General features: G+C 64.9%; 19 protein-coding genes. 7 read left to right on the forward strand and 12 right to left on the reverse strand.

Translation table 11 applies throughout. The features are described from left to right. The first annotated feature begins 176 nt into the window (after positions 1-176). From LAN61_16035 to LAN61_16045, 3 genes are all read left to right on the forward strand, one after another. On the forward strand, positions 177-380 hold the full coding sequence (locus tag LAN61_16035) for a cold-shock protein (protein ID MBZ5542026.1): 204 nt from the start codon (positions 177-179) through the stop codon (positions 378-380). Between the two features lie 105 nt (positions 381-485). Then, complete coding sequence (locus tag LAN61_16040; protein MBZ5542027.1) at positions 486-728, forward strand: hypothetical protein; 243 nt, start codon at positions 486-488, stop codon at positions 726-728. Positions 729-914: 186 nt separating this feature from the next. Then, the gene (locus tag LAN61_16045; protein MBZ5542028.1) at positions 915-1,142 is read left to right on the forward strand and encodes a DUF3185 domain-containing protein; all 228 of its coding nucleotides are present in this window, start codon (positions 915-917) and stop codon (positions 1,140-1,142) included. A gap of 74 nt (positions 1,143-1,216) precedes the next feature. On the opposite strand, the gene lipA is transcribed toward LAN61_16045, so the two are convergent. Together lipA and LAN61_16055 are read right to left on the reverse strand one after the other, a co-directional pair. After that, positions 1,217-2,134, reverse strand: a complete 918-nt coding sequence (lipA, locus tag LAN61_16050; protein MBZ5542029.1) for a lipoyl synthase — start codon at positions 2,132-2,134, stop codon at positions 1,217-1,219. A 200-nt stretch (positions 2,135-2,334) separates the two neighbouring features. Beyond that, a complete protein-coding gene (locus LAN61_16055) occupies positions 2,335-3,633 on the reverse strand; it encodes a GGDEF domain-containing protein (GenBank protein ID MBZ5542030.1) in 1,299 nt (432 codons plus the stop codon). 188 nt (positions 3,634-3,821) lie between these two features. Between LAN61_16055 and LAN61_16060 the strand changes: the two genes are divergently transcribed. Beyond that, on the forward strand, positions 3,822-4,415 hold the full coding sequence (locus LAN61_16060) for a hypothetical protein (GenBank protein ID MBZ5542031.1): 594 nt from the start codon (positions 3,822-3,824) through the stop codon (positions 4,413-4,415). 71 nt (positions 4,416-4,486) lie between these two features. On the opposite strand, the gene LAN61_16065 is transcribed toward LAN61_16060, so the two are convergent. Then, positions 4,487-4,762, reverse strand: a complete 276-nt coding sequence (locus tag LAN61_16065) for a hypothetical protein (GenBank protein ID MBZ5542032.1) — start codon at positions 4,760-4,762, stop codon at positions 4,487-4,489. 339 nt (positions 4,763-5,101) lie between these two features. On the opposite strand from LAN61_16065, the gene thiI reads away from it, so the two are divergent. Continuing rightward, entirely contained in the window at positions 5,102-6,343 is a 1,242-nt protein-coding gene (gene thiI / locus LAN61_16070) for a tRNA 4-thiouridine(8) synthase ThiI (GenBank protein MBZ5542033.1), read from the forward strand. Positions 6,344-6,407: 64 nt separating this feature from the next. Here thiI and LAN61_16075 read toward each other — a convergent pair whose 3' ends face one another. After that, positions 6,408-6,791: an RNA-binding protein gene (locus LAN61_16075; protein ID MBZ5542034.1), complete on the reverse strand. Its 384-nt coding sequence runs from the start codon at positions 6,789-6,791 to the stop codon at positions 6,408-6,410. 256 nt (positions 6,792-7,047) lie between these two features. Between LAN61_16075 and LAN61_16080 the strand changes: the two genes are divergently transcribed. Then, on the forward strand, positions 7,048-8,670 hold the full coding sequence (locus LAN61_16080) for a long-chain fatty acid--CoA ligase (GenBank protein MBZ5542035.1): 1,623 nt from the start codon (positions 7,048-7,050) through the stop codon (positions 8,668-8,670). A gap of 61 nt (positions 8,671-8,731) precedes the next feature. Here the strand turns inward: LAN61_16080 and argJ are convergent, their stop codons facing one another. The 8 genes from argJ to LAN61_16120 form a co-directional block, all read right to left on the reverse strand. Continuing rightward, positions 8,732-9,946, reverse strand: coding sequence for a bifunctional glutamate N-acetyltransferase/amino-acid acetyltransferase ArgJ (gene argJ, locus LAN61_16085; GenBank protein ID MBZ5542036.1), 1,215 nt, complete (start codon positions 9,944-9,946; stop codon positions 8,732-8,734). 102 nt (positions 9,947-10,048) lie between these two features. Continuing rightward, positions 10,049-11,458 carry an argininosuccinate lyase gene (gene argH / locus LAN61_16090; GenBank protein MBZ5542037.1) on the reverse strand — a complete coding sequence of 470 codons (1,410 nt, stop codon included), beginning with the start codon at positions 11,456-11,458 and terminating at the stop codon, positions 10,049-10,051. A gap of 94 nt (positions 11,459-11,552) precedes the next feature. Then, positions 11,553-12,761 carry an argininosuccinate synthase gene (locus tag LAN61_16095; GenBank protein ID MBZ5542038.1) on the reverse strand — a complete coding sequence of 403 codons (1,209 nt, stop codon included), beginning with the start codon at positions 12,759-12,761 and terminating at the stop codon, positions 11,553-11,555. A 150-nt stretch (positions 12,762-12,911) separates the two neighbouring features. Further along, the gene (gene argF, locus LAN61_16100; GenBank protein ID MBZ5542039.1) at positions 12,912-13,829 is read right to left on the reverse strand and encodes an ornithine carbamoyltransferase; all 918 of its coding nucleotides are present in this window, start codon (positions 13,827-13,829) and stop codon (positions 12,912-12,914) included. Positions 13,830-13,858: 29 nt separating this feature from the next. Further along, positions 13,859-15,178, reverse strand: a complete 1,320-nt coding sequence (locus tag LAN61_16105; protein ID MBZ5542040.1) for an aspartate aminotransferase family protein — start codon at positions 15,176-15,178, stop codon at positions 13,859-13,861. Between the two features lie 20 nt (positions 15,179-15,198). Beyond that, complete coding sequence (argB, locus tag LAN61_16110) at positions 15,199-16,047, reverse strand: acetylglutamate kinase (GenBank protein ID MBZ5542041.1); 849 nt, start codon at positions 16,045-16,047, stop codon at positions 15,199-15,201. Next, positions 16,044-17,075, reverse strand: a complete 1,032-nt coding sequence (gene argC, locus LAN61_16115) for an N-acetyl-gamma-glutamyl-phosphate reductase (GenBank protein ID MBZ5542042.1) — start codon at positions 17,073-17,075, stop codon at positions 16,044-16,046. Before argC ends, argB begins: the two co-directional genes overlap by 4 nt. Next, the gene (locus tag LAN61_16120) at positions 17,072-17,530 is read right to left on the reverse strand and encodes an ArgR family transcriptional regulator (GenBank protein ID MBZ5542043.1); all 459 of its coding nucleotides are present in this window, start codon (positions 17,528-17,530) and stop codon (positions 17,072-17,074) included. The genes argC and LAN61_16120 overlap by 4 nt, the downstream gene beginning before the upstream one ends. 225 nt (positions 17,531-17,755) lie before the next feature. Between LAN61_16120 and LAN61_16125 the strand changes: the two genes are divergently transcribed. Continuing rightward, positions 17,756-18,560 (forward strand): aminotransferase class I/II-fold pyridoxal phosphate-dependent enzyme (locus LAN61_16125; GenBank protein MBZ5542044.1); only part of this gene is annotated, 805 nt, incomplete at its 3' end.

Below are 18,560 nucleotides of genomic sequence, written 5' to 3' on the forward strand. Positions count from 1 at the left end.
TTGTAATCTAGCTGTGCGTTTGTTGCTCTTGTTTTACCTTTTGACTCGTTCAAGGGGCCGCAAGGACAAACTTGCAGGCCCTTTTTTTGCGGGCTGGAGGCCGCCAAACGCCGGGCATACCTGGTTGTCGGGCACAAGAGAGGCAAATAGATTTCAGAAGGATGAGGAAATAAGCAGTGAAAGAACAAGGAACAGTCAAGTGGTTCAATGCTTCGAAGGGCTTTGGGTTCATCCAGCGCCAGACCGGGGAGGATGTGTTCGTGCATTTCTCCGCGATTCAGATGGACGGTTACAAGTCCCTGAACGAGGGTCAGGCGGTGGAGTTCGAAGTGAAGAAGGGCCCCAAGGGCCTTCAGGCAGAGAACGTCACTAGCTTCTAGCCTGTGATTGGGGCGTCCCGGTCAGGACCGGGACGCCCACCTCAAGCGGTGCTCCACCCTCGGCGAGTGATCCTGAACCGGTAAAGAAGATCCAAGGAGGATATTGTGCAAGTTTTGAAAGAAGGGCAGACCATCAAGCATGAAGTTTACGGTCTCGGCGTCGTGAGCACCTCGGATAGCGAGCGCACCGCGGTGGAGTTCGACGATTACGGCTCAAAACTCTTTGTGACTGGCATTATGACCGCCGAACTGATCGGCGAAGCGCCGGAACACCCGGTGAAGCCCAAGCGGCGCCGCAAGCCGTCCACAGCCGCCAAGATGGCCAAAAAGGCAGCCGCCGCCCGCTAGCTCGCCTTCTCCGGAAAATATCGAAAGCCCCCGCGCCAGAAGGGTGCTGGGGTGTGTCTGCGCATCCTGCCGGCCGTCCTCCGACCGGCCTCCAATCGTGCTCCAACTGGGGTCTAACTCCCAGCTTCTGGGCGGTAGGGCGCAACAGCGGAACTGTGATAAGGTCAGGCGCAATCGGAGGTGCACATGCGCAAAGGACTGGTCATTCTCGGTGTGGTCCTGCTCCTGCTCGGTCTGGCGGCGCTCCTCCATCCCAACATCACTTACAGCAAACGCGACGAAGTCATGAAGGTCGGCCCCATCCAGGCCACGGTGGAAAAGCAGGAAAACGTGCAGGTGCCCGTGGGCGTGGCGGCGCTGCTGCTCATCGCGGGAATCGGCCTAGTGGTGATCGGCGCGCAGGTCAAGCGCTGAGCGCGCGCCGCTGCAGGCTCCCCAACAACCTTCCTTGCCATGCGTGACAGCAAAGCAGTCAACAACGTGTGAACTTACTTACAGGCGGATTCGGTCTGCTCGAAGGCGTGGTAGGAGGAGCGGACAAGGGGGCCAGCTTCGATGTGCTTGAAGCCCATGGCTTCGCCGAGGATCTTGTATTCGGCGAATTCGTCGGGATGCAGGTAGCGGACGATGGGCAAGTGGTCGCGCGTTGGCTGGAGGTACTGGCCGAGGGTGAGGATGTCGGTGCCCTGCGCGGCGAGCTCCTGCAGGGTGTGCAGGACCTCCTGCTTTTCTTCGCCGAGGCCCAGCATCAGGCCGGTCTTGGTGGGGATCTCCGGGTGCAATTCCTTGGAGCGGCGCAGCAGTTCGAGGGAGCGCTCGTAGAGGGCGCCCTTGCGCACCTGGCGGTAGAGCCGCGGCACGGTCTCGGTATTGTGGTTGAGCACGTCGGGGCGCGCGGCGAGCACGACCTCCAGAGCATCCCAGTCACCGCGAAAATCGGGGATGAGCAGCTCGATCTTGCAGGCCGGAACGCGCCGGCGAATCTCCTGGATGGTGCGGGCGAAGATATGCGCGCCGCCGTCGGGCTGGTCGTCGCGGTTCACCGAAGTAACCACGGTGTAGCGCAGGCCCATGCGCGCGGCGGCTTCGGCCACGCGGCGGGGCTCGTCCTCATCGGGCGGCCCGGCGGGCCTGCCGGAGGGCACGGCGCAGAAGCCGCAGGCGCGCGTGCAGATGTCGCCGAGGATCATGAAGGTGGCAGTGCGGTGCTCCCAGCACTCGCCCATGTTGGGGCAGCGCGCGCTCTCGCAAACGGTGTTCAGCCCGAGCGTGCGCATGATGCCCTTGAGCTCCTGGTAGTTTTCCCCGCCCAGAAACTTCACGCGCAGCCAGTCCGGGCGCGGATGGGCTTGCGGGGAAGGAACGCCGGAGCCGGGCGAGTTAACGATGTGAAAGGGCGAGGTCATAGAACGTGCTCGAAGCTTTCATTTTACGCGCTTCGCGCGAGAGGTACAAACGGCCGCGCCGGGGAGTCCTGGGTTCCTTTCCGGTAAGGGGCCATTCTCAGCTAGCGCACAGTTTGCTGGTGATAACGTCTGTGATCAACAGCGCTGGCCTGACAGGCAGCGGAAGAAGCGCCCTGCCGTGCCGGTTACTGGAAAACTTGTCACACTGTCCTCGTTTTCGCCACCAGTGCTTTCTCCGCGTTGTGCCTTTTCATACGGTATAAGGCCTGGTCCGCTGCGCTCAGAAGTTTTTCGATTGTTTCTCCGTCTTGCGGGTAGACGGCAAAACCCGTGCTAATCGAAATCGGAGGCGTTCCCCCATCTTGCGCTACGCAGTCGCAGATGCGGAGCGCCACTTCTTCGGCTCCTTGCGCGGCAGTTTCGGGCAAGACGAGGGCGAACTCGTCTCCCCCATGGCGCGCGCTCGTGTCGATGGCGCGGGAATGAGCGCGGAGGACCGCGGCCACCCGGCAAAGCGCCCGAGTCCCCGCAGGGTGCCCGAACTGATCATTGATTTTCTTCAGCCTGTCCAAGTCAAAGAGCACCAGAGCAAAATTTCTTCCGGTGCGCTTGGCGCGTTCGATCTCAGCGTCCAGCACCTCCATCAGCCGCCGGTAGTTGGCGAGGCCGGTCAAGGAATCGGTTACGGCCAACAGGCGAACGCTCTCGAATAGCTGAATGTCGTCGAGCAACGTGCCCCCCAGCAGCAGCACATAACTGCTGAACTGAAGGATTCCCGCAAAGGCGAAAGTACTGTCGAGTTGGCGTTCCGACTGACTAGCGGCAAGAGAGCACCAGAAATTGAGGGTTGCGGCAAAGTAGAGGGAAAGGTCAAACGGAGAAGATGCATGTCTCAGACGCCGGTGATATCCGATGGTCGCCAGGAAGAAGAGTCCCGCTGGAACCAGATTTCCGGGCCTCGGAAAAGCTGCTCCAGAATGAATCACAAGGCCGGCCGGCAAGCGCACATGGGCGGCGCTGAAGAGAAACGCCGAGAGAACAACCAGAATCAGAGCCGCGATAAGCTCCCGGCCGGGGTGGCGCGCTCTCGGAAGGCGCCGTTCCACGACCAAGGCTGAAACGAGAAGCATGCCCAGCAAAGTCCGGCCAAGTACCCAGGTCATCGGGTCGCGCAAGCTCAAGTTGGACTCTGCATCCGAGAGACGAAAAGAAAAAAAGCTGGAACTAGCCAGCGTAAGGCCAACGATTACGAACCCACTGGCCAGGATGAGAGGGAGACGTTCGCGCGTTCCCCGGAACCGCACCAATGCGGCGGCTGCAAAAGTGATCGCCAGTATTCCACTCGTGAATTGCAGCTGGGTGAAAAGCAGGAGATCAAAAGTCGGGGAGAAACTCCGCAGCCACCAGCTCAGTGCGAAAACACCACCACCCAACCCAAACGACAACCAGAGCCCACCGGGTCCTTCGACAAAATTCCAAGCACTCGGAGTCTTGTTCATTCCAGCTTCCCGGGCCGGCCGCTTCTAAGATAGAGTTTACCTCGAATTGCTTTCTTACTTGCTTCAGATGGTACTAGAATCGCCGGTCACGTATCTTGACAGCAGAGTCCAAAAGGCGCACGGGGGGAAACTGGCGCCGGTCCCTGGCCTCCCAGCATGTTTTGCTTTGGGTGACGACGGGGATAAGCGTGACCGTAATATTTGTCGCGATATCCGGTTACGGGTTTCTTGCGGTAAACAATCCGGTCGGGGAGGGAGTCCTGGTGGTGGAAGGCTGGATCCCTGCGAAGACTCTGGCTGAATCCGCACACGTCTTCGATTCCGGGCATTATCGTTACCTTGTCCTTGTGGGTGGCCCGATGCAGGGAAGTGGCAGCGAATCCAATGATCCCACGACGTACGCCGACTTGGCCGCGGGCAGGCTCGAGAAGCTCGGATTCGACACGAAGAAGCTTGTAAAGGTAAGCGTCCCGGCCGTGTTGTCTGACCGCACCCTTGCGGGGGCCACGGCGGTTAAGCGCTGGCTCGGCAGTTCGGGGATCTCGGTCTGTTGTGTCGATGTTTTCACTGCGGGAGTGCATGCAAGAAAGAGTTGGATTCTTTCCCGGTACGCGCTCGGCGACAGTTATCGGGTCGGAATCATCGCAGGATCCGAGGTTTCTTTCGATCCGCGGTATTGGCTCGTCTCAAGAAGAGGCGTCTGGATCGTCGTTCGCAACCTGGCAGGCTATGCGTACTCGAAGTTCTGGATTTTGTTTCACGGGAAAGTGTTACCAAGCTAAGTGTCTTTTTTCCAGCCGAAAAGAAGGGCGGACCTAGCCCGGCCCATGCACAACCAGGAAGTGGCCATCGCCTAGCGCGGCTGGCGGGAGACCAGGAGGAAATCGCGCAGCGCGGAGACGTTGGGGCCGTAGGCGCCGATGCGTCCGGCATCCACGGGCAGGCCGAGGCGCTCGGCTAGCTCCAGGTTGATCCCGGCATCGTCCAGCTCGGAGAGGCTGAAGCCCGCGGCGGGCTGCACGCGATGAATCCCCGTGGGATAGACGGGGCGCGGAGGCCGCATGTGCTTACCCGGGCGGCGCGCCGCTTCGTAGAAGAGGCGCCAGTCGCGTTTTTGCCAGGTGGTCATGGTCGCTTGCTCGGTACTGTCTTCCCCCCATTCGATGCCCGAAGCGTCCGGAAGGTTCGCTGCTATTTTCGCGTCGTTTTGTGGCCTGATCGGCATAGCGCGTACTCCTGTATCCGTGACCGCAAAGCGGCCAACGATATGCGTGACCGCAAAGCGGTCAACATATACTGCAGAATCGGCCGGGCAACAACTATTCTTCGCGTACTGTTGCAAAGCCGTAACGAGGCGGCGCGCCCGGGGCGGACCCGGCCGCCGCTGCGGGGGCGAGGCAAACGAAGGGCCGTGCGCGCGCGGCTGGTATACTAGAAAGGTCAGGGTTTTTCCACCGAGCACACATTCATGGCTGCCGCGAACATCGTCGTCCATTACCACGAGCTCTGGCTCAAAGGGGGGAACCGCGATTTCTTCCTGAGCAAGCTGCGCCTGGCCATGCGCCGGGCGCTGGACGGGCTGCGCATCGCGCGCATCACCGAGCCCGGCGACCGCTACGTCATCGAACTGCTGGACGAGGCCGAACTGCCGGAAACGCTGCGGCGGCTGGCGCGTGTTTCGGGGATCGCCAATCTGGCGGTGGCGCGCGCGGTGGAGCGCGACCTGGAAAATCCGCTCGGACCGCTGTGCGCCGCGGCCTGGGAAGAGGTCCGCAACGAATCCTTCGCCAGCTTCGCGGTGCGCGCCAAGCGCAGCGACAAGCGTTTCCCGATCAACGCCCTGACCATCGAGCGGGAAGTCGGCGGCTACCTGCACGACCAGTTGCAGGGCGCCGGACGCAGCTTCCGCGTGGACCTGCGCAATCCCGAACTCACCTGCCGCATCGAAATCACGCCGGGACCGGTGCTGGTCTATGCGCGGCGCATCCCCGGGGCGGGCGGCCTGCCGGCGAACACCGCGGGGCGGCTCACCTGCCTGCTCTCGGGCGGGTTCGATTCCTCGGTGGCGGCGTGGAAAATGATGAGGCGCGGCGCGCACGTCAACTTCGTGCATTTCTGGGGAGGCGGGGCGAAGCCGGGGGAGTCCTCGGTGCACGTGGCGCGCGAGCTGGTGAAGCGGCTGGTGCCATGGCAATTCACCGCCAAGCTGTACCTGGTACCCTTCGAGCCGCTGCAGCGCGAGATCATGCGGGAGGCGCCGGAGCAGTACCGCATCCTGCTCTATCGCCGGCTGATGCTGCGCATTGCCGAGCGCGTGGCCCGCGGCGGGCGCTCCCTGGGCCTGGTGACCGGCGACAGCCTGGCCCAAGTGGCGTCGCAGACCCTGCAGAACATGGCCGCCGTCGGCGCCGCCACCCACATGCCGCTCTACCGCCCGCTGGTGGGCGACGACAAGCTGGAGATTCTGGAAATAGCCAAGAAGATCGGTACGCATGACATTTCCGCGGAGCCCTTTCACGACTGCTGCCCGGTGTTTCTGCCCAAGGCGCCGGCGCTGTTCGCCACGGCGCAGGAACTGGAGGCGGCCGAGGCCGCGCTGAATGTGGAGGAGATGGTACGCAGCGGGCTGCAGACGCTGAGCGTCGAACGCTACCGCTATACGCAAGGGCGCGTGATCCAGGTGGAATCGCTGCGAGAGGCTACTGCGTAGGGGGGGCGGAGCACACGCCGCCCCCGATCCTGCAAGGTAGGAACGAAAAGAGGTACGAAGGGCTTTACCAGCGGTTGCCGCGATCGCCGCGGTCGCCGCGATCTCCGCCGCGCCCGCGTCCGCCGCCGCCACCGCCGCCATGCCCGCGCCCGCCGCCGCCGCCGCCGAAGCCGCGTCCGCCGCCGCCACCGCCACGCTCGGTCTGCGGCCGGGCTTCGTTGACAACGAGGTTGCGCCCGCCGAAGTTCTGGCCGTTGAGCGACTGCACGGCGCGATCGGCTTCTTCATCGTTGGCAATTTCCACGAACGCAAAGCCGCGCGACTGTCCCGTGAAACGGTCGCGAATGAGATTGATGGCTGAGGGATTGCAGCCTGCCTGCGTGAACCACTCTTGAAGCTGCTCCTCCGTTGCGGTAAACGGAAGATTTCCGATATAGAGCTTCTTCACCTGCTTACTCCTTCTGCCTAGAACCCGATTGCGAGCCGAGGCACACTGAAGAGTTCGAGTTCGGTCACGGGCAGTCCGAGAAAAGCCAGGCCCCCGCGGGCGCGAGACTGCACTTCAGCGATCACCTGAATACTCTCGAAAAATTACTCACTTTGCAACCGGAAAGAACCGCGGCCCCGGAGTGCGCTCGGGAGCGCGCGTCCTGCGCCCGGATTAGTGGTAGGATGCGCGGCATTGCCGGATTCCGGGGGTGGTCATGCGCGGCACAATGATGGATTTTCCCCTGACGCTGCCGACGCTGCTGGAGCGCGCCGGAAAGCTCTTTCCGCGCGTCGAGGTGGTCTCGCGGCGGCCGGACAAGACCGTCCTGCGCACATCCTACGGAGAATTCTACCGGCGCGCGCGGCGCCTGGCTGCCGCGCTCACCCGGCTGGGGCTGCGCCCCGGGGAGCGCGTTGCCAGCATGATGTGGAATCACTCCGGACACCTCGAGACGTTCTTCGGGGTCCCCTGCGCCGGCGGCATCCTGCATACCCTCAACCTGCGCCTGCACCCGCACGAGATCGCCGCCATCGCGCGGCACGCCGGCGACCGCTTTTTGATCATCGACGACGTGCTGCTGCCAACGCTGGAGAAGTTTTGCGAGGAGGCCCCGTTCGAGCGCGTCATCGTCGTGCCCTACGGCAGCGGCAGCGCCAGCGTGCCGGAAGGCTTCCTGAACTACGAGGAGCTGCTGGCCGAAGGCGGCGACGACTTCCGCTATCCGGCGATCGAGGAAAACGACGGCGCGTCCATGTGCTACACCTCGGGCACCACCGGGGATTCCAAGGGGGTCATTTATTCGCACCGCGCGCTGGTCCTGCACTCCTTCGCCACGGGGCTCGAGGAGTCGTTCGCGCTGAGCTTCCGTGAAACCATGATGCCGCTTTCGCCGATGTTTCACGCCAACGCCTGGGGCATGCCCTTCGGCTGCGTCCTGCTGGGCACGCGCCTGGTGCTCCCCGGCCCCCACATGGACCCGGAGAGCGTGTTGGACCTGATGGCGGCCGAGGGCGTGAGCAGATCCTGCGGCGTGCCCACGGTGTGGATCGGGATTCTCGACGCCCTGGAGAAAAATCCCGGGCGCTGGAAACTGCATGGGCCGGTACATGTGGTCTGTGGCGGCACTGCGCCGCCCATCGAGCTGATGCGCAAGCTGGACCGCTTCGGCATTCACATCAAACACCTGTGGGGCATGACCGAAACCACGCCGATCGGCACCTGCAGCGGCCTCCGGCCACACATGCAGAAGTGGCCGGAAGAGAAGCAATACGAGATGCGCGCCAAGCAGGGCTGGGCGGCGCCGTTCGTGGAGCTGCGCATCATGGGCGAAGAGGGCGAGGCCCCCTGGGACGGCCAGACCCCCGGCGAGCTGGAAGTTCGCGGGCCGTGGATCGCCGGCCAGTATTACGATGCGCCGGATCAGGCGGGGCGCTGGACCGCTGACGGCTGGTTCAAGACCGGCGACGTGGCCGTTATTGATGGCGAAGGCTATGTGAAGCTGGTGGACCGCGCCAAGGACCTGGTGAAGTCCGGCGGGGAATGGATCAGCTCGGTGGATTTGGAGAATACTCTGATGGGCCACCCGGCGGTGAAGGAAGCGGCGGTGATCGGTATCCCGCATCCGAAATGGCAGGAACGGCCGCTGGCCGCGGTGGTGCTAAAGGAGGGCGCGCAGGCCACGGAGCAGGAACTGCGCGCGTATCTCGGGCAGTCCTTCGCGAAGTGGCAACTGCCGGACGCCATCGTGTTCCTCGAAGCGATCCCGCGGACCTCGGTGGGAAAATTTAAGAAGACAGCGCTGCGCGAGCAGTTTGCCAATTGGAAGTGGGAATCGTAGGGGCACCCTAGTGTGCCCCTGCAAGATAGGCCGGTTCCGTGCGGCAGCCGCTCCGTACCGGTCAGGTGCGGTAGCTGGCGTTGATGCGCACGTACTCCGCGGTGAAGTCGCAGGTCCAGTAGCGGGCTACGGCCGGGCCCGCGTGCAGATCCACGATGATGTGCACGTGCTTGCCAAGCAGGCGCCTGTTGGCAGCGCGCTCGTTGAAATTGAGAGGCTGGCCGCGGCGCAGCACGGGAATGCCGGCCATGGCGATATCCACGAGAGCGGGGTCGAAGCGCACGCCGGAGCGACCGGCGGCGGCAAAGATGCGGCCCCAGTTGGGATCGCCGCCGGCAAAGGCGGTTTTCACCAGGGGGGAGGTGGCGATGGTCTCGGCGATGCGCCGCGCGGCTGCTTCCCTCTTCGCGTGGCGCACTTCGATCTCGATCACGCGCTGCGCGCCCTCGCCGTCGGCCACGATCTGAAGCGCCAGGGAGCGGCAGACCTCCTCGAGCGCCGCGGTGAAGGCGTGGTGTGCGGCGCTGCCGGCGCGGATCGCGGGCGCGCCCGATGCGCCATTGGCCAGGACCAGCAGGGTGTCGTTGGTGGAGGTGTCGCCGTCGATGCTGATGGCGTTGAAGGTACGCCCGGTGACTTCGCGCAGGGTCTTCTGCAGCAGCGAGGGCGCGATGGCCGCATCGGTGACGACGAAGGCCAGCGTGGTGGCCATATTGGGATGAATCATTCCCGCGCCTTTGGCGCAGCCGGCCAGGTGCACGCGTTTTCCAGACATGCGGAAGGTGGCCGCGGCGGTCTTCGGCCGGGTATCTGTGGTGCAGATGGCCAGCGAGAGTTCGGCAAAGGAGCGCGCCGAGGGGCGGCGGTTGCGCGAGAGCTGCGGCAGCGCGCGCAAGATCTTCTCCACCGGCAGGGGCACGCCGATGACGCCGGTCGAGCAGACGAAGAGTTCCTGAGGGCTGCAGCCGAGGCGCTTGGCCGCTTCCGCAACAGTCCCGAGCGAGGCCGCAAAGCCACGCGCGCCCGTAGCGCAGTTGGCGTTCCCGGCATTGACGACGACGCCGCGCATGCGGCCCTTCGACAGGCGCAAGTTTTCCTTGGAAACCACGACGGGAGCCGCGACCACCAGATTCTGCGTGAAGACGGCGGCCGCCGAGGCGGGCACGTCGCTGGAAAGCAGAGCCAGATCGAGCGCGCCGGTCTTCTTCAAGCCGCAGGCGGTGGCGGCAAAGCGGAAGCCGCGGGGAAGCGCGGCCTCGGAGAGAGCCTGCTTCATGACCTGTTCACCGGTACCGTGGGCGCGGCGTTCCCGGAAGGAACCCCCGGTCCTCCACGACGTGGACGACAATTCTCTCCTGGCTCCTTGGCTGTTTGCGTTTCATGCGGACGCTCCTCGTTTGGATAGACGGTTCTGCAATTCGATGATGGCGGCGCGCACGGCCTCGGGCGAAGTTCCGCCGGGAACATTCTTGGCGGCCAGCGCCGCTTCCACGTTCAATCCCTTGGAAAAATCGGCGGCGAAAGCCGGCGAAATCTTCTGCAACTCTTCGAGCGGCAGCGCGGTCCAGGAGATGCCGCGGCGCTCGGCTTCGCGCAGCACCTTGCCGACCAGGTCGTGGGCCTGGCGGAAGGGCACGCCCTTGTGCACCAGGTAGTCCGCGACTTCGGTGGCCAGCAGTGCGGGATTGGCGGCCGCGGCGCGCAGGCGTTCTTCGTTGAAGCGGGTCGCGCGGATGGCGCCCGCGGCGATTTCGGTCATGGCCGCCACCTGATCGTGCGCGGCGAAGAGCGGCTCCTTGTCTTCCTGCAGGTCGCGCTGATAGCTGGTGGGCAGCCCTTTCAGGGTAGTAAAGAGGGCGAAGAGCGCGGCGGTGATGCGCCCGGTCTTTCCGCGGATGAGTTCCCAGGCGTCGGGGTTCTTCTTCTGCGGCATCAGGCTACTGCCGGTGGCGTATTCGTCGGGGAGGATGGCGTAGGCAAACTCCTGCGAGGCAAAGAGCACGGAATCCTCGGCCAGGCGCGAGAGATGCGTGGCGATGCCGCCGAGGGCGAAGAGATAGTCGAGAGCGAAGTCGCGGTCGCTGACGGCGTCCAAACTGTTGGCGGTGATGCGCGAAAAGCCCAGCTCGCGGGCGATGGCCTGGCGGTCGATGGCGAAGGAACAGCCGGATAGCGCGCCCGAGCCCATCACGCAGGCGTCGGCGGATTCCGCGGCGTGGCGCAGGCGCGCGAGGTCGCGGGTGAAGGCTTCGGCGTGCGCCAGCAGAAAATGGGAGAGCAGGATGGGCTGCGCGTGCTGCATGTGGGTCATGCCGGCCATGGGCACGCCGAGCTGCGCCCGGGCTTGCTCGGCGAGCGCGGTGGCCAGGGCCGTGACGCGGCGCTGCATGGCCGCGGCGGATTCCATCACATAGAGGCGGAAATCGGTGGCCACCAGCTCGTTGCGGCTGCGCCCGGTGTGCACCTTCCAGCCCAGCGGGCCAAGCTCTTCGACCAGGGCTTTTTCCGTGAAGTGGTGCAGGTCTTCGGCGTCGGACTTCTCCACCCATTCCGGATTCGTCTGGATCTGATCATCGATGCGGTCGAGCGCCTGGTGCACCTGCTCCACCTCGTCGGCGGTGAGGATGCCGGCGCGTTGGAGCGCGCGGGTCCACGCGCGGTTGACGGCCAGCTCGTAGGGCAGCAGGCGACAGTCAAAGGAAAAGGAGCGTTGAAACTCGTCGAAGACGCGGTCCGGCCCGCGGTCGAAGCGCCCGCCCCACAGCTTGTCGTCTTTTCTCTCGCTCATGCGCCTGCGCCCGTCCCTCGACAGCCCCCGTGCAAAAACTGTGCAGGGGCAGGCTTCCGCCCGCCCTTGCGGTTGATCGGAAAAGCTGCCTTCGTCACTTGCCGCCTTCGGCTTTGGCCTTGGGACGCACGGTCACGGGCAGAGCAAACAAATTGATGAAACCCTCGGCATCCTTGGGATTGTAGCGGCCCATGGTAAAGCTGGCGAGGTCGGTGCGGTAGAGCGAGAAGGGCGAGACGCGCCGGGTGACGTTCAGCGTGCCCTTCCACAGCTTCAGGCCCACCGTGCCGGTGACGCGCTGCTGCGCGACGTTGAAGAAACCGTCGAGGGCGGCGCGCAGCGGGGAAAACCACAGGCCGTAATAGACCAGCTCGGCGTAGCGCAGCGAAAGCGCCTGCTGGAAATGGGTGGTTTCGCGGTCGAGGGTGAGGGCTTCGAGTTCGCGGTGCGCGGTGACGAGCAGCGTGCCGCCCGGGGTCTCGTAGGCGCCGCGGGACTTCATGCCCACCAGGCGGTTCTCCACGATGTCCGCGCGGCCGATGCCGTGCTTGGCGGCGATTTCGTTGAGGGTGTTGAGCAGCTCGATGCAGCCGAGCTTCTGCCCGTTCACGGAAACGGGCGTGCCGCCTTCAAAGCCGATCTCCACTTCTTCGGGCTTGTCCGGAGCCTGCTGCGGGGAGAGCACCCATTGCCACATGGCCTCGTTGGGCGCGTTGGCCGGGTCTTCCAGCTCGCCGCCTTCGTGGCTCAAGTGCCAGATATTGCGGTCGCGGCTGTAGATATTCTTCTTGGACTGCTCGACGGGGACGTGGTGGGCCTGGGCGTAGGCGATGGCGTCCTCGCGCGAGTCGATGTCCCACTCGCGCCACGGGGCGATGATCTGGATGTTTGGCGCGATGGCCTTGTAGGCCAGCTCGAAGCGCACCTGGTCGTTGCCCTTGCCGGTGCAGCCGTGGGAGAGGCCGTCGGCACCCAGCTCCAGGGCCAGCTCGGCCTGGCGCTTGCCCAGCACCGGCCGCGCCATGGACGTGCCCAGCAGATAGGTGTGCTCGTAAACCGCGCCGGCGCGCAGCGTCGGCCAGATATAACTGCGGACGAATTCCTCGCGCAGGTCCTCGACGTAGGCGGAGGAGGCGCCGGTGGCCAGGGCCTTCTTGCGCGCGGCCTCCAGGTCTTCCTGCTGGCCGACGTCGCCGATCATGGCGATCACTTCGCAGCCGTAGTTCTCCTTCAGCCAGGGAATAATGATGGAGGTGTCCAGCCCTCCCGAATACGCGAGCACAACTTTCTTTGGCTTGTTCACTGGTTTATCCGCAATCTCTTTCTCTTCTGAAAATACATGTTTCAAATTTCACCTTGCGCCGCAGCATGGCCTACAAACCGGCGGAAACGGTTCGAGCCGGCCTTCCCGACCCTGGGCATGAGACACCACAGAAGTTTCGCACACCGGGAATCAAAAGAGCATATGCAGAATGGCCTTCTGCACGTACATGCGGTTTTCGGACTGGTCGAGGACGACCGATTGCCTGCCGTCGAGCACTTCCGCGGTGACTTCCAGGCCGCGGTGGGCCGGAAGGCAGTGCAGGAAGACGGCCTTCGGCGCAGCACAGGCCATCAACTCCCGATTGACCTGATACGGCTGGAACAGGGCGTTGCGCACTTTCTCCTCGGCTTCAAAGCCCATGCTGGTCCACGAGTCGGTGTAAACGCCCTGCGCGCCGCTGACCGCCTCGCAGGGATCGGTAAACAGCTCGATCTTGGCCCGGGTCTCGCGGGCCACGCGCTTGGCCTCCGCAACGACCTCCGCGGCCGGCTCATAATTCGGCGGCGTGGCCACCCGCAGGTGGACGCCGAGGCGCGCGGCAAGAAAGATCAGCGAATGGCAGACGTTGTTGCCGTCCCCGACATAGGCCAGCTTGAAACCGCGCAGCGAACCAAACTTTTCCTCGAGGGTGAAGTAATCCGCGAGCGCCTGGCAGGGATGAAAGCGGTCCGAGAGCGCGTTGATCACCGGTATGTCCGCGTTCGCCGCCAACTCTTCGAGGACCTTCTGATCGTACACGCGCGCGACGATGCCCTGCACCCAGCGCTCGAGGTTGCGCGCCACGTCGGCGATCGATTCGCGTTCGCCGAGCCGCGCCTGCGAGTGGTCGAGGAAGACCACCGAGCCGCCCATGCTCTGGATGCCCACCTCGAAGGTGACGCGCGTGCGCAGCGACGGCTTCTCGAAGATCAGGGCGATGAATTTGCCCTGCAGCGTGGAAGCATAGCGCCCGGGCCGCGCCTTGATATCGGCGGTGAGCTGGAGCAGTGCGCGCGTGCCCGCGGGATTCCATTCCGCTCCCGTGAGCAGGTCATTGGAAAACAGCATGGGCGCCGGAAGTGCGGATGCAGTCATGTTCACCTCGCCGCGGCCTGGGCCTGCGGAGTCCGCTCCGCCGTCGCGGCGGATGCGGACCCGGAGGTGGCTCGCGGGGTATGGGTCAGAACAGCTTCAAACAAACGGAGAAATTCGCGCACCTGCGCCGCGCTCACGATGTACGGGGGGAGCAGGCGCAAGGTGTGGTCGTGCGTGCAGTTGATGAGCAAGCCGCGGCGCAGCGCTTCGGTGACGAAGGGCGCGCCTTCGGCGCTCAGCTCGATGCCCAGCATCAGGCCTTCGCCGCGCACCTCGCGGATCAAAGGAAACTTCTTGGCCAGTGCGGCGATTCCGGCGCGGAGCTGCTCGCCGCGCGCGCGGATGTTCTCGAGCAGCGCGCTATCTTCCACGGTGCGCAGAAATTCCAGGGCCACGGCGCAGGCCAGCGGCCCGCCGCCAAACGTCGTGCCGTGCAGCCCGGGGGAAATAGCCGCGGCCACGCGCTCGTTGGTCAGGATCGCGCCCAGCGGCAGGCCCGCGGCCAGCGGCTTGGCCACCAGCGCGATATCCGGCTTGGCGGAAAATTTTTGGTAGGCGAAATGGCGGCCCGTGCGGCCCAGCCCGCACTGGATCTCGTCGGCGATGAGCACTGCGCCGTGCTGCGTGGCCAGGGCCCGCGCGCGGTTCCAGAAGGCTTCGCTGACCGGGTAGATCCCGCCCTCGCCCTGCACCGTTTCCAGCACGATGCCGCAGACGGTGGCGTCGAATTTCGCTTCCAAATCGGCCACGTCGTTGAAGCGCACGAACTCCACGCCGGGGACCAGGGGTGCGAAGGGCAGGCGGTATTTTTCCGTGGAGGTCACGCTCAGCGCGCCAAACGTCCGCCCGTGAAAGGAATTCTCCAGCGCCAGAATGCGCGTCTTCGCCGCGCCGGTGTCTTCTTCGGAGTGCGCCTTATGGGCCAGCAGGCGCGCCAGCTTCAGCGCGCCGTCCATCGCTTCCGTGCCGCTGTTGGTGAAAAAGACGCGGTCCAGCCCGGACCACTCCGCCAGCTTGCGCGCCAGCGGCCCTTGATAGCTGTTGTGGTAGAGATTCGAGAGATGGATGGCGCGCGCCGCTTCGCGCCGCAGGACGCGCACGATGCGCGGGTGCGCGTGGCCCAGCGCGTTCACCGCGATGCCGCCCAGAAAATCAAGATACTTCTTCCCCTGCGCGTCGAAGACCAGCGCGCCCCGTCCGTGCGTGAAGAGCACGTCCGGACGCTTGTAGGTGGGCAGGAGAAACGTCTCCGCATCGCGGATCGCCGCGGCGGCAGCCGCGCCGCGGGAGTTTGCCGGCTGGGCCGGTTTTTTCTTCGCCATTCTTTTTTCTCTCGTCCGCCTCATACCGCGCTCAGCGCCGCCGCTTTCGCCGCGAATGGCCCTAGAGTCACCAAGGTGCCCGGAGCGTCCGGTGTCTTGCCCGTGTGCAGCCCGGCCGCGGCGGCGGCGTCCAGCAGCGCTTCCGGCGAGGTGCCGCCGACGATGCGCACGCCGCCCACGCCGCCTTCCAGCGCGCGCTTCGCCGCTTCCAGCTTCAGCACCATGCCTCCGGAAACCACGCGGCTCTCCACCAGCGCGCCGACTTCCTCGCAGGAAACGGCCGGGAGGAGTTTCTCCCCGTGCAGCACGCCGGCCACGTCGGTCAGATAGATCAGAGCGTCGGCGCGGAGATATTCGGCGCAGGCCGCGGCCATGTGATCGGCATTAATGTTGTAGAGCTCGCCGTCGGGGCCCAGGCCCAGGCACGGCGCCACGGGCAGCAGCCCCGCGTGCCACAGCGATTCCAGGAATTCCACGTTCACGCCGGTGAGATAGCCGACGAAGCCCAGCCCGCCCGCCACGTCGTTGTGCACCAGCGGTTCGGCGGTGAAGCACTGCGCATCCGCGGCGGAGATGCCCACGGCAGGCTGGCCCTCGGCGGAAATGGCCGCGGCCAGACGCTTGTTGAGCAATCCAGCGAAAACCATCACGGCGGCATCGCGCGTCTCGCGGTCGGTGACGCGCAGGCCGGCCACGAAGCGGCTCTCCAGCCCCATGCGCTTGAGCGTGGCGGTGAAGAGGCGCCCGCCTCCGTGCACCACCAGGATCTGGTGTCCCGCGCGCGCCAGCGCCGCAACCTGTTTGGTGAGCGACGCGACAGCGTCGGCGTCTTCCAGCAATGCTCCGGCAAATTTGATGACGAGTCTCATTGGAGTGCGGTCTGCTCCTCGATGCCCAGCATGTGATTGAAATTCTGTACGGCCTGGCCCGCTGCGCCCTTGCCCAGATTGTCCAGGCAGGAGACGACGATCAGCCGCTCCCCGCCGGAATCCAGCGCGAATCCCAGGTCGCAGAAATTCGTGTGCGCAACGTGCTGCAGCTCCGGCAGCTGCCCCGCCGGCCAGAGGCGCACCATCGGACGCCCGGCGTAGAACTTCCGGTAGAGCTCTTCGATCTGCGCCGCCTGCTTCGGCGCATCCAGCCAGACGTACATCGTCGAGAGGATGCCGCGCGCCAGCGGCAGCAGGTGCGTCGAAAACATGACCTGCGGACCGGCCAGGCCGGTGTGCTCGAGAATCTCCGGCGTGTGGCGGTGCGCGAACAGGCCATAGGCGCGGAAATTTTCGTCCACCTCGACGAACTGCAGATCGCGCCGCAGCTCCTTGCCTGCTCCGCTCGCTCCCGACTTGCAGTCGCAGATCACGCCGCGCCCGGCGGCAATCCAGCCGGCTTTGGCGAGCGGGCGCAGCGCCAGAATCACGCTGGTCGCGTAGCAGCCGGGATTGGCGACCAGTTGGGCCCCGGAAATGTCGCTGCGGTAGAGTTCCGGCAGGCCGTAGACGGCCCGCTCGAGCCACGCCGCGGGCGCCGCCGGCTGCTTGTACCAGGAGGTGAAAGTCTCCCCCGCGCGGAAGCGGAAGGCCCCGCTCAAATCCACGACGCGCAGCCCCGCTTCGGTGAGCGCCGGGGCCAGCTCCCGCGAAGCCTCGTGCGGCGTCGCCAGGAACGCAGTACCTGCGCCGCTCTCAACGATGGCCTCCGCGGATAGCGCGCGCACCGGGGCATCGCTCCAGCCGCGGAACTGCGGAAAAAGCTCGCCCAGGCACTTGGCCCCGGCCGTGTCGCGCAGGTAGAAGACCGGCTGGCGCACGGCGGGGTGGCGCAGCAGAATGCGCGCCAGCTCCAGGCCGGTGTAGCCGGACACCCCCGCGACCGCGACTTGGTGCGGGTCTCTCATTTCGTCATCTGCGCTTCAATCTTTTTCTGCAGCGACTCGCGCGTCTTGCGCTTGGCGGTGATGATCAGGACGGTGTCGTCGCCGGCGATGGTGCCGGCCACTTCCGGGAATTTCGCGCTGTCCATGGCGGCGGCCAAGGCCTGGGCCCCGCCCGGCGGCGTCTTCAGCACCAGGAGGTTTTCGGCGGGGCGGAGGTCCACGAGGAATTCGCGCAGGGCATGGGAAAGCGGCGGCAGGGGCACGCTCTCCTCGGCCAGGGCGGCGGCCTGCTTGTAACCTTCCGGGGTCTTCACCAGTTTGAGTTCCTGGAGATCGCGGGAAAGCGTGGCTTGGGTGACACGGAGCTTGCGATGCGCGAGGAGGCGGCGCAGTTCATCCTGGCTGGCGACCGGCTCGGTCGCGACGACGTTCAGGATCTGCCCGTGGCGGAACTTTTTTCCGGCGTTGATCGGCATCGGTAAAATATGCAAAGCCATGCATATTTATACGGTCTGCCGGGCGAAGTGTCAATTCTTTTTTACCCGGGCGTGCGCCGCAAAGCACATCCTGCGCCGGGGCCACTGCCCGGCGCGCTCCCTCATTCGAAGTTGGGGTATGATAGGGCCGCTGCCGTAAATGACCCACCCGTTCGCCGGGGCTCGATTCGCCTCTCGCGGGTTCCTACTTCAAAGGAGCCGACCATGTCCGCAGAACGCACACCGAAAAAACCGCGCGAAGAGTACCACCTGCGCACGCGCCTGATCCACGGAAGCTTTGCCACCGGGCGCTGGGACTACGATCACCACGTCGTGCCGCCGCAGTCCAGTTCCGCCACCTACCGGCTTTCCTCGGTGCATCGCGGCGCGCAGGGCTTTATCGAATTCGCCACGCCCGAATCGCGGCGCGCGCCCATCTATATCTACGACCGGCTGGACGAGCCGAGCCGGGGCATGCTCGAGGAAAACCTGGCGGCTGCCGAAGGCGGGGAGATGGCGGTTACCTTTGCCACCGGCATGGCCGCGGTCAGCGCCGCGCTGGGCATCCTCACCGCGGCGGGCGAGCAGATCGTCGCGCACCACATCCTGTACGGCTCGACGCACAGCCTGATGACCAGCTGGCTGCCGCGTTACAAGGTGCGCACGGACTTCTGCGACCTCGGCGACCCCGAATCGTTGCTGCGCGTGGCCACCCAGGATTGCCGCGTGGTCTATTTCGAGACGCCCGTCAATCCCACCATGGAGCTGATTGACCTGGCGGCAGTGCGCCATGTCGTGGACCGCCTGAACGCCGGGCGGTCCGCTGCGGAGCGCATCCACATCGTCGTGGACAACACCTTCGCCACGCCCTATTGCCAGCGTCCGCTGGCACACGGCGTGGATCTGGTGGTGCACAGCCTGACCAAGGACATCTGCGGCTTCGGCACGGAGATGGGCGGCGCGGTCATCGGCGCCAACAGCTACTACAACCACCTGATGCTTTACCGCAAGGATTTCGGCGGGGTGCTCT

Source organism: Terriglobia bacterium (assembly GCA_020072785.1).
Taxonomy (GTDB): domain Bacteria; phylum Acidobacteriota; class Terriglobia; order Acidiferrales; family UBA7541; genus Acidiferrum.

Coding starts and splice junctions, on each gene's coding strand:
- LAN61_16120 (MBZ5542043.1), bottom strand. CDS start 17,530: ATGCCGATCAACGCCGGAAAAAAGTTCCGCCACGGGCAGATCCTGAAC.
- LAN61_16065 (MBZ5542032.1), bottom strand. CDS start 4,762: ATGACCACCTGGCAAAAACGCGACTGGCGCCTCTTCTACGAAGCGGCG.
- LAN61_16105 (MBZ5542040.1), bottom strand. CDS start 15,178: ATGGCGAAGAAAAAACCGGCCCAGCCGGCAAACTCCCGCGGCGCGGCT.
- thiI (MBZ5542033.1), top strand. CDS start 5,102: ATGGCTGCCGCGAACATCGTCGTCCATTACCACGAGCTCTGGCTCAAA.
- LAN61_16045 (MBZ5542028.1), top strand. CDS start 915: ATGCGCAAAGGACTGGTCATTCTCGGTGTGGTCCTGCTCCTGCTCGGT.
- argB (MBZ5542041.1), bottom strand. CDS start 16,047: ATGAGACTCGTCATCAAATTTGCCGGAGCATTGCTGGAAGACGCCGAC.
- LAN61_16080 (MBZ5542035.1), top strand. CDS start 7,048: ATGCGCGGCACAATGATGGATTTTCCCCTGACGCTGCCGACGCTGCTG.
- argC (MBZ5542042.1), bottom strand. CDS start 17,075: ATGAGAGACCCGCACCAAGTCGCGGTCGCGGGGGTGTCCGGCTACACC.
- argJ (MBZ5542036.1), bottom strand. CDS start 9,946: ATGAAGCAGGCTCTCTCCGAGGCCGCGCTTCCCCGCGGCTTCCGCTTT.
- LAN61_16055 (MBZ5542030.1), bottom strand. CDS start 3,633: ATGAACAAGACTCCGAGTGCTTGGAATTTTGTCGAAGGACCCGGTGGG.
- argF (MBZ5542039.1), bottom strand. CDS start 13,829: ATGCTGTTTTCCAATGACCTGCTCACGGGAGCGGAATGGAATCCCGCG.
- argH (MBZ5542037.1), bottom strand. CDS start 11,458: ATGAGCGAGAGAAAAGACGACAAGCTGTGGGGCGGGCGCTTCGACCGC.
- lipA (MBZ5542029.1), bottom strand. CDS start 2,134: ATGACCTCGCCCTTTCACATCGTTAACTCGCCCGGCTCCGGCGTTCCT.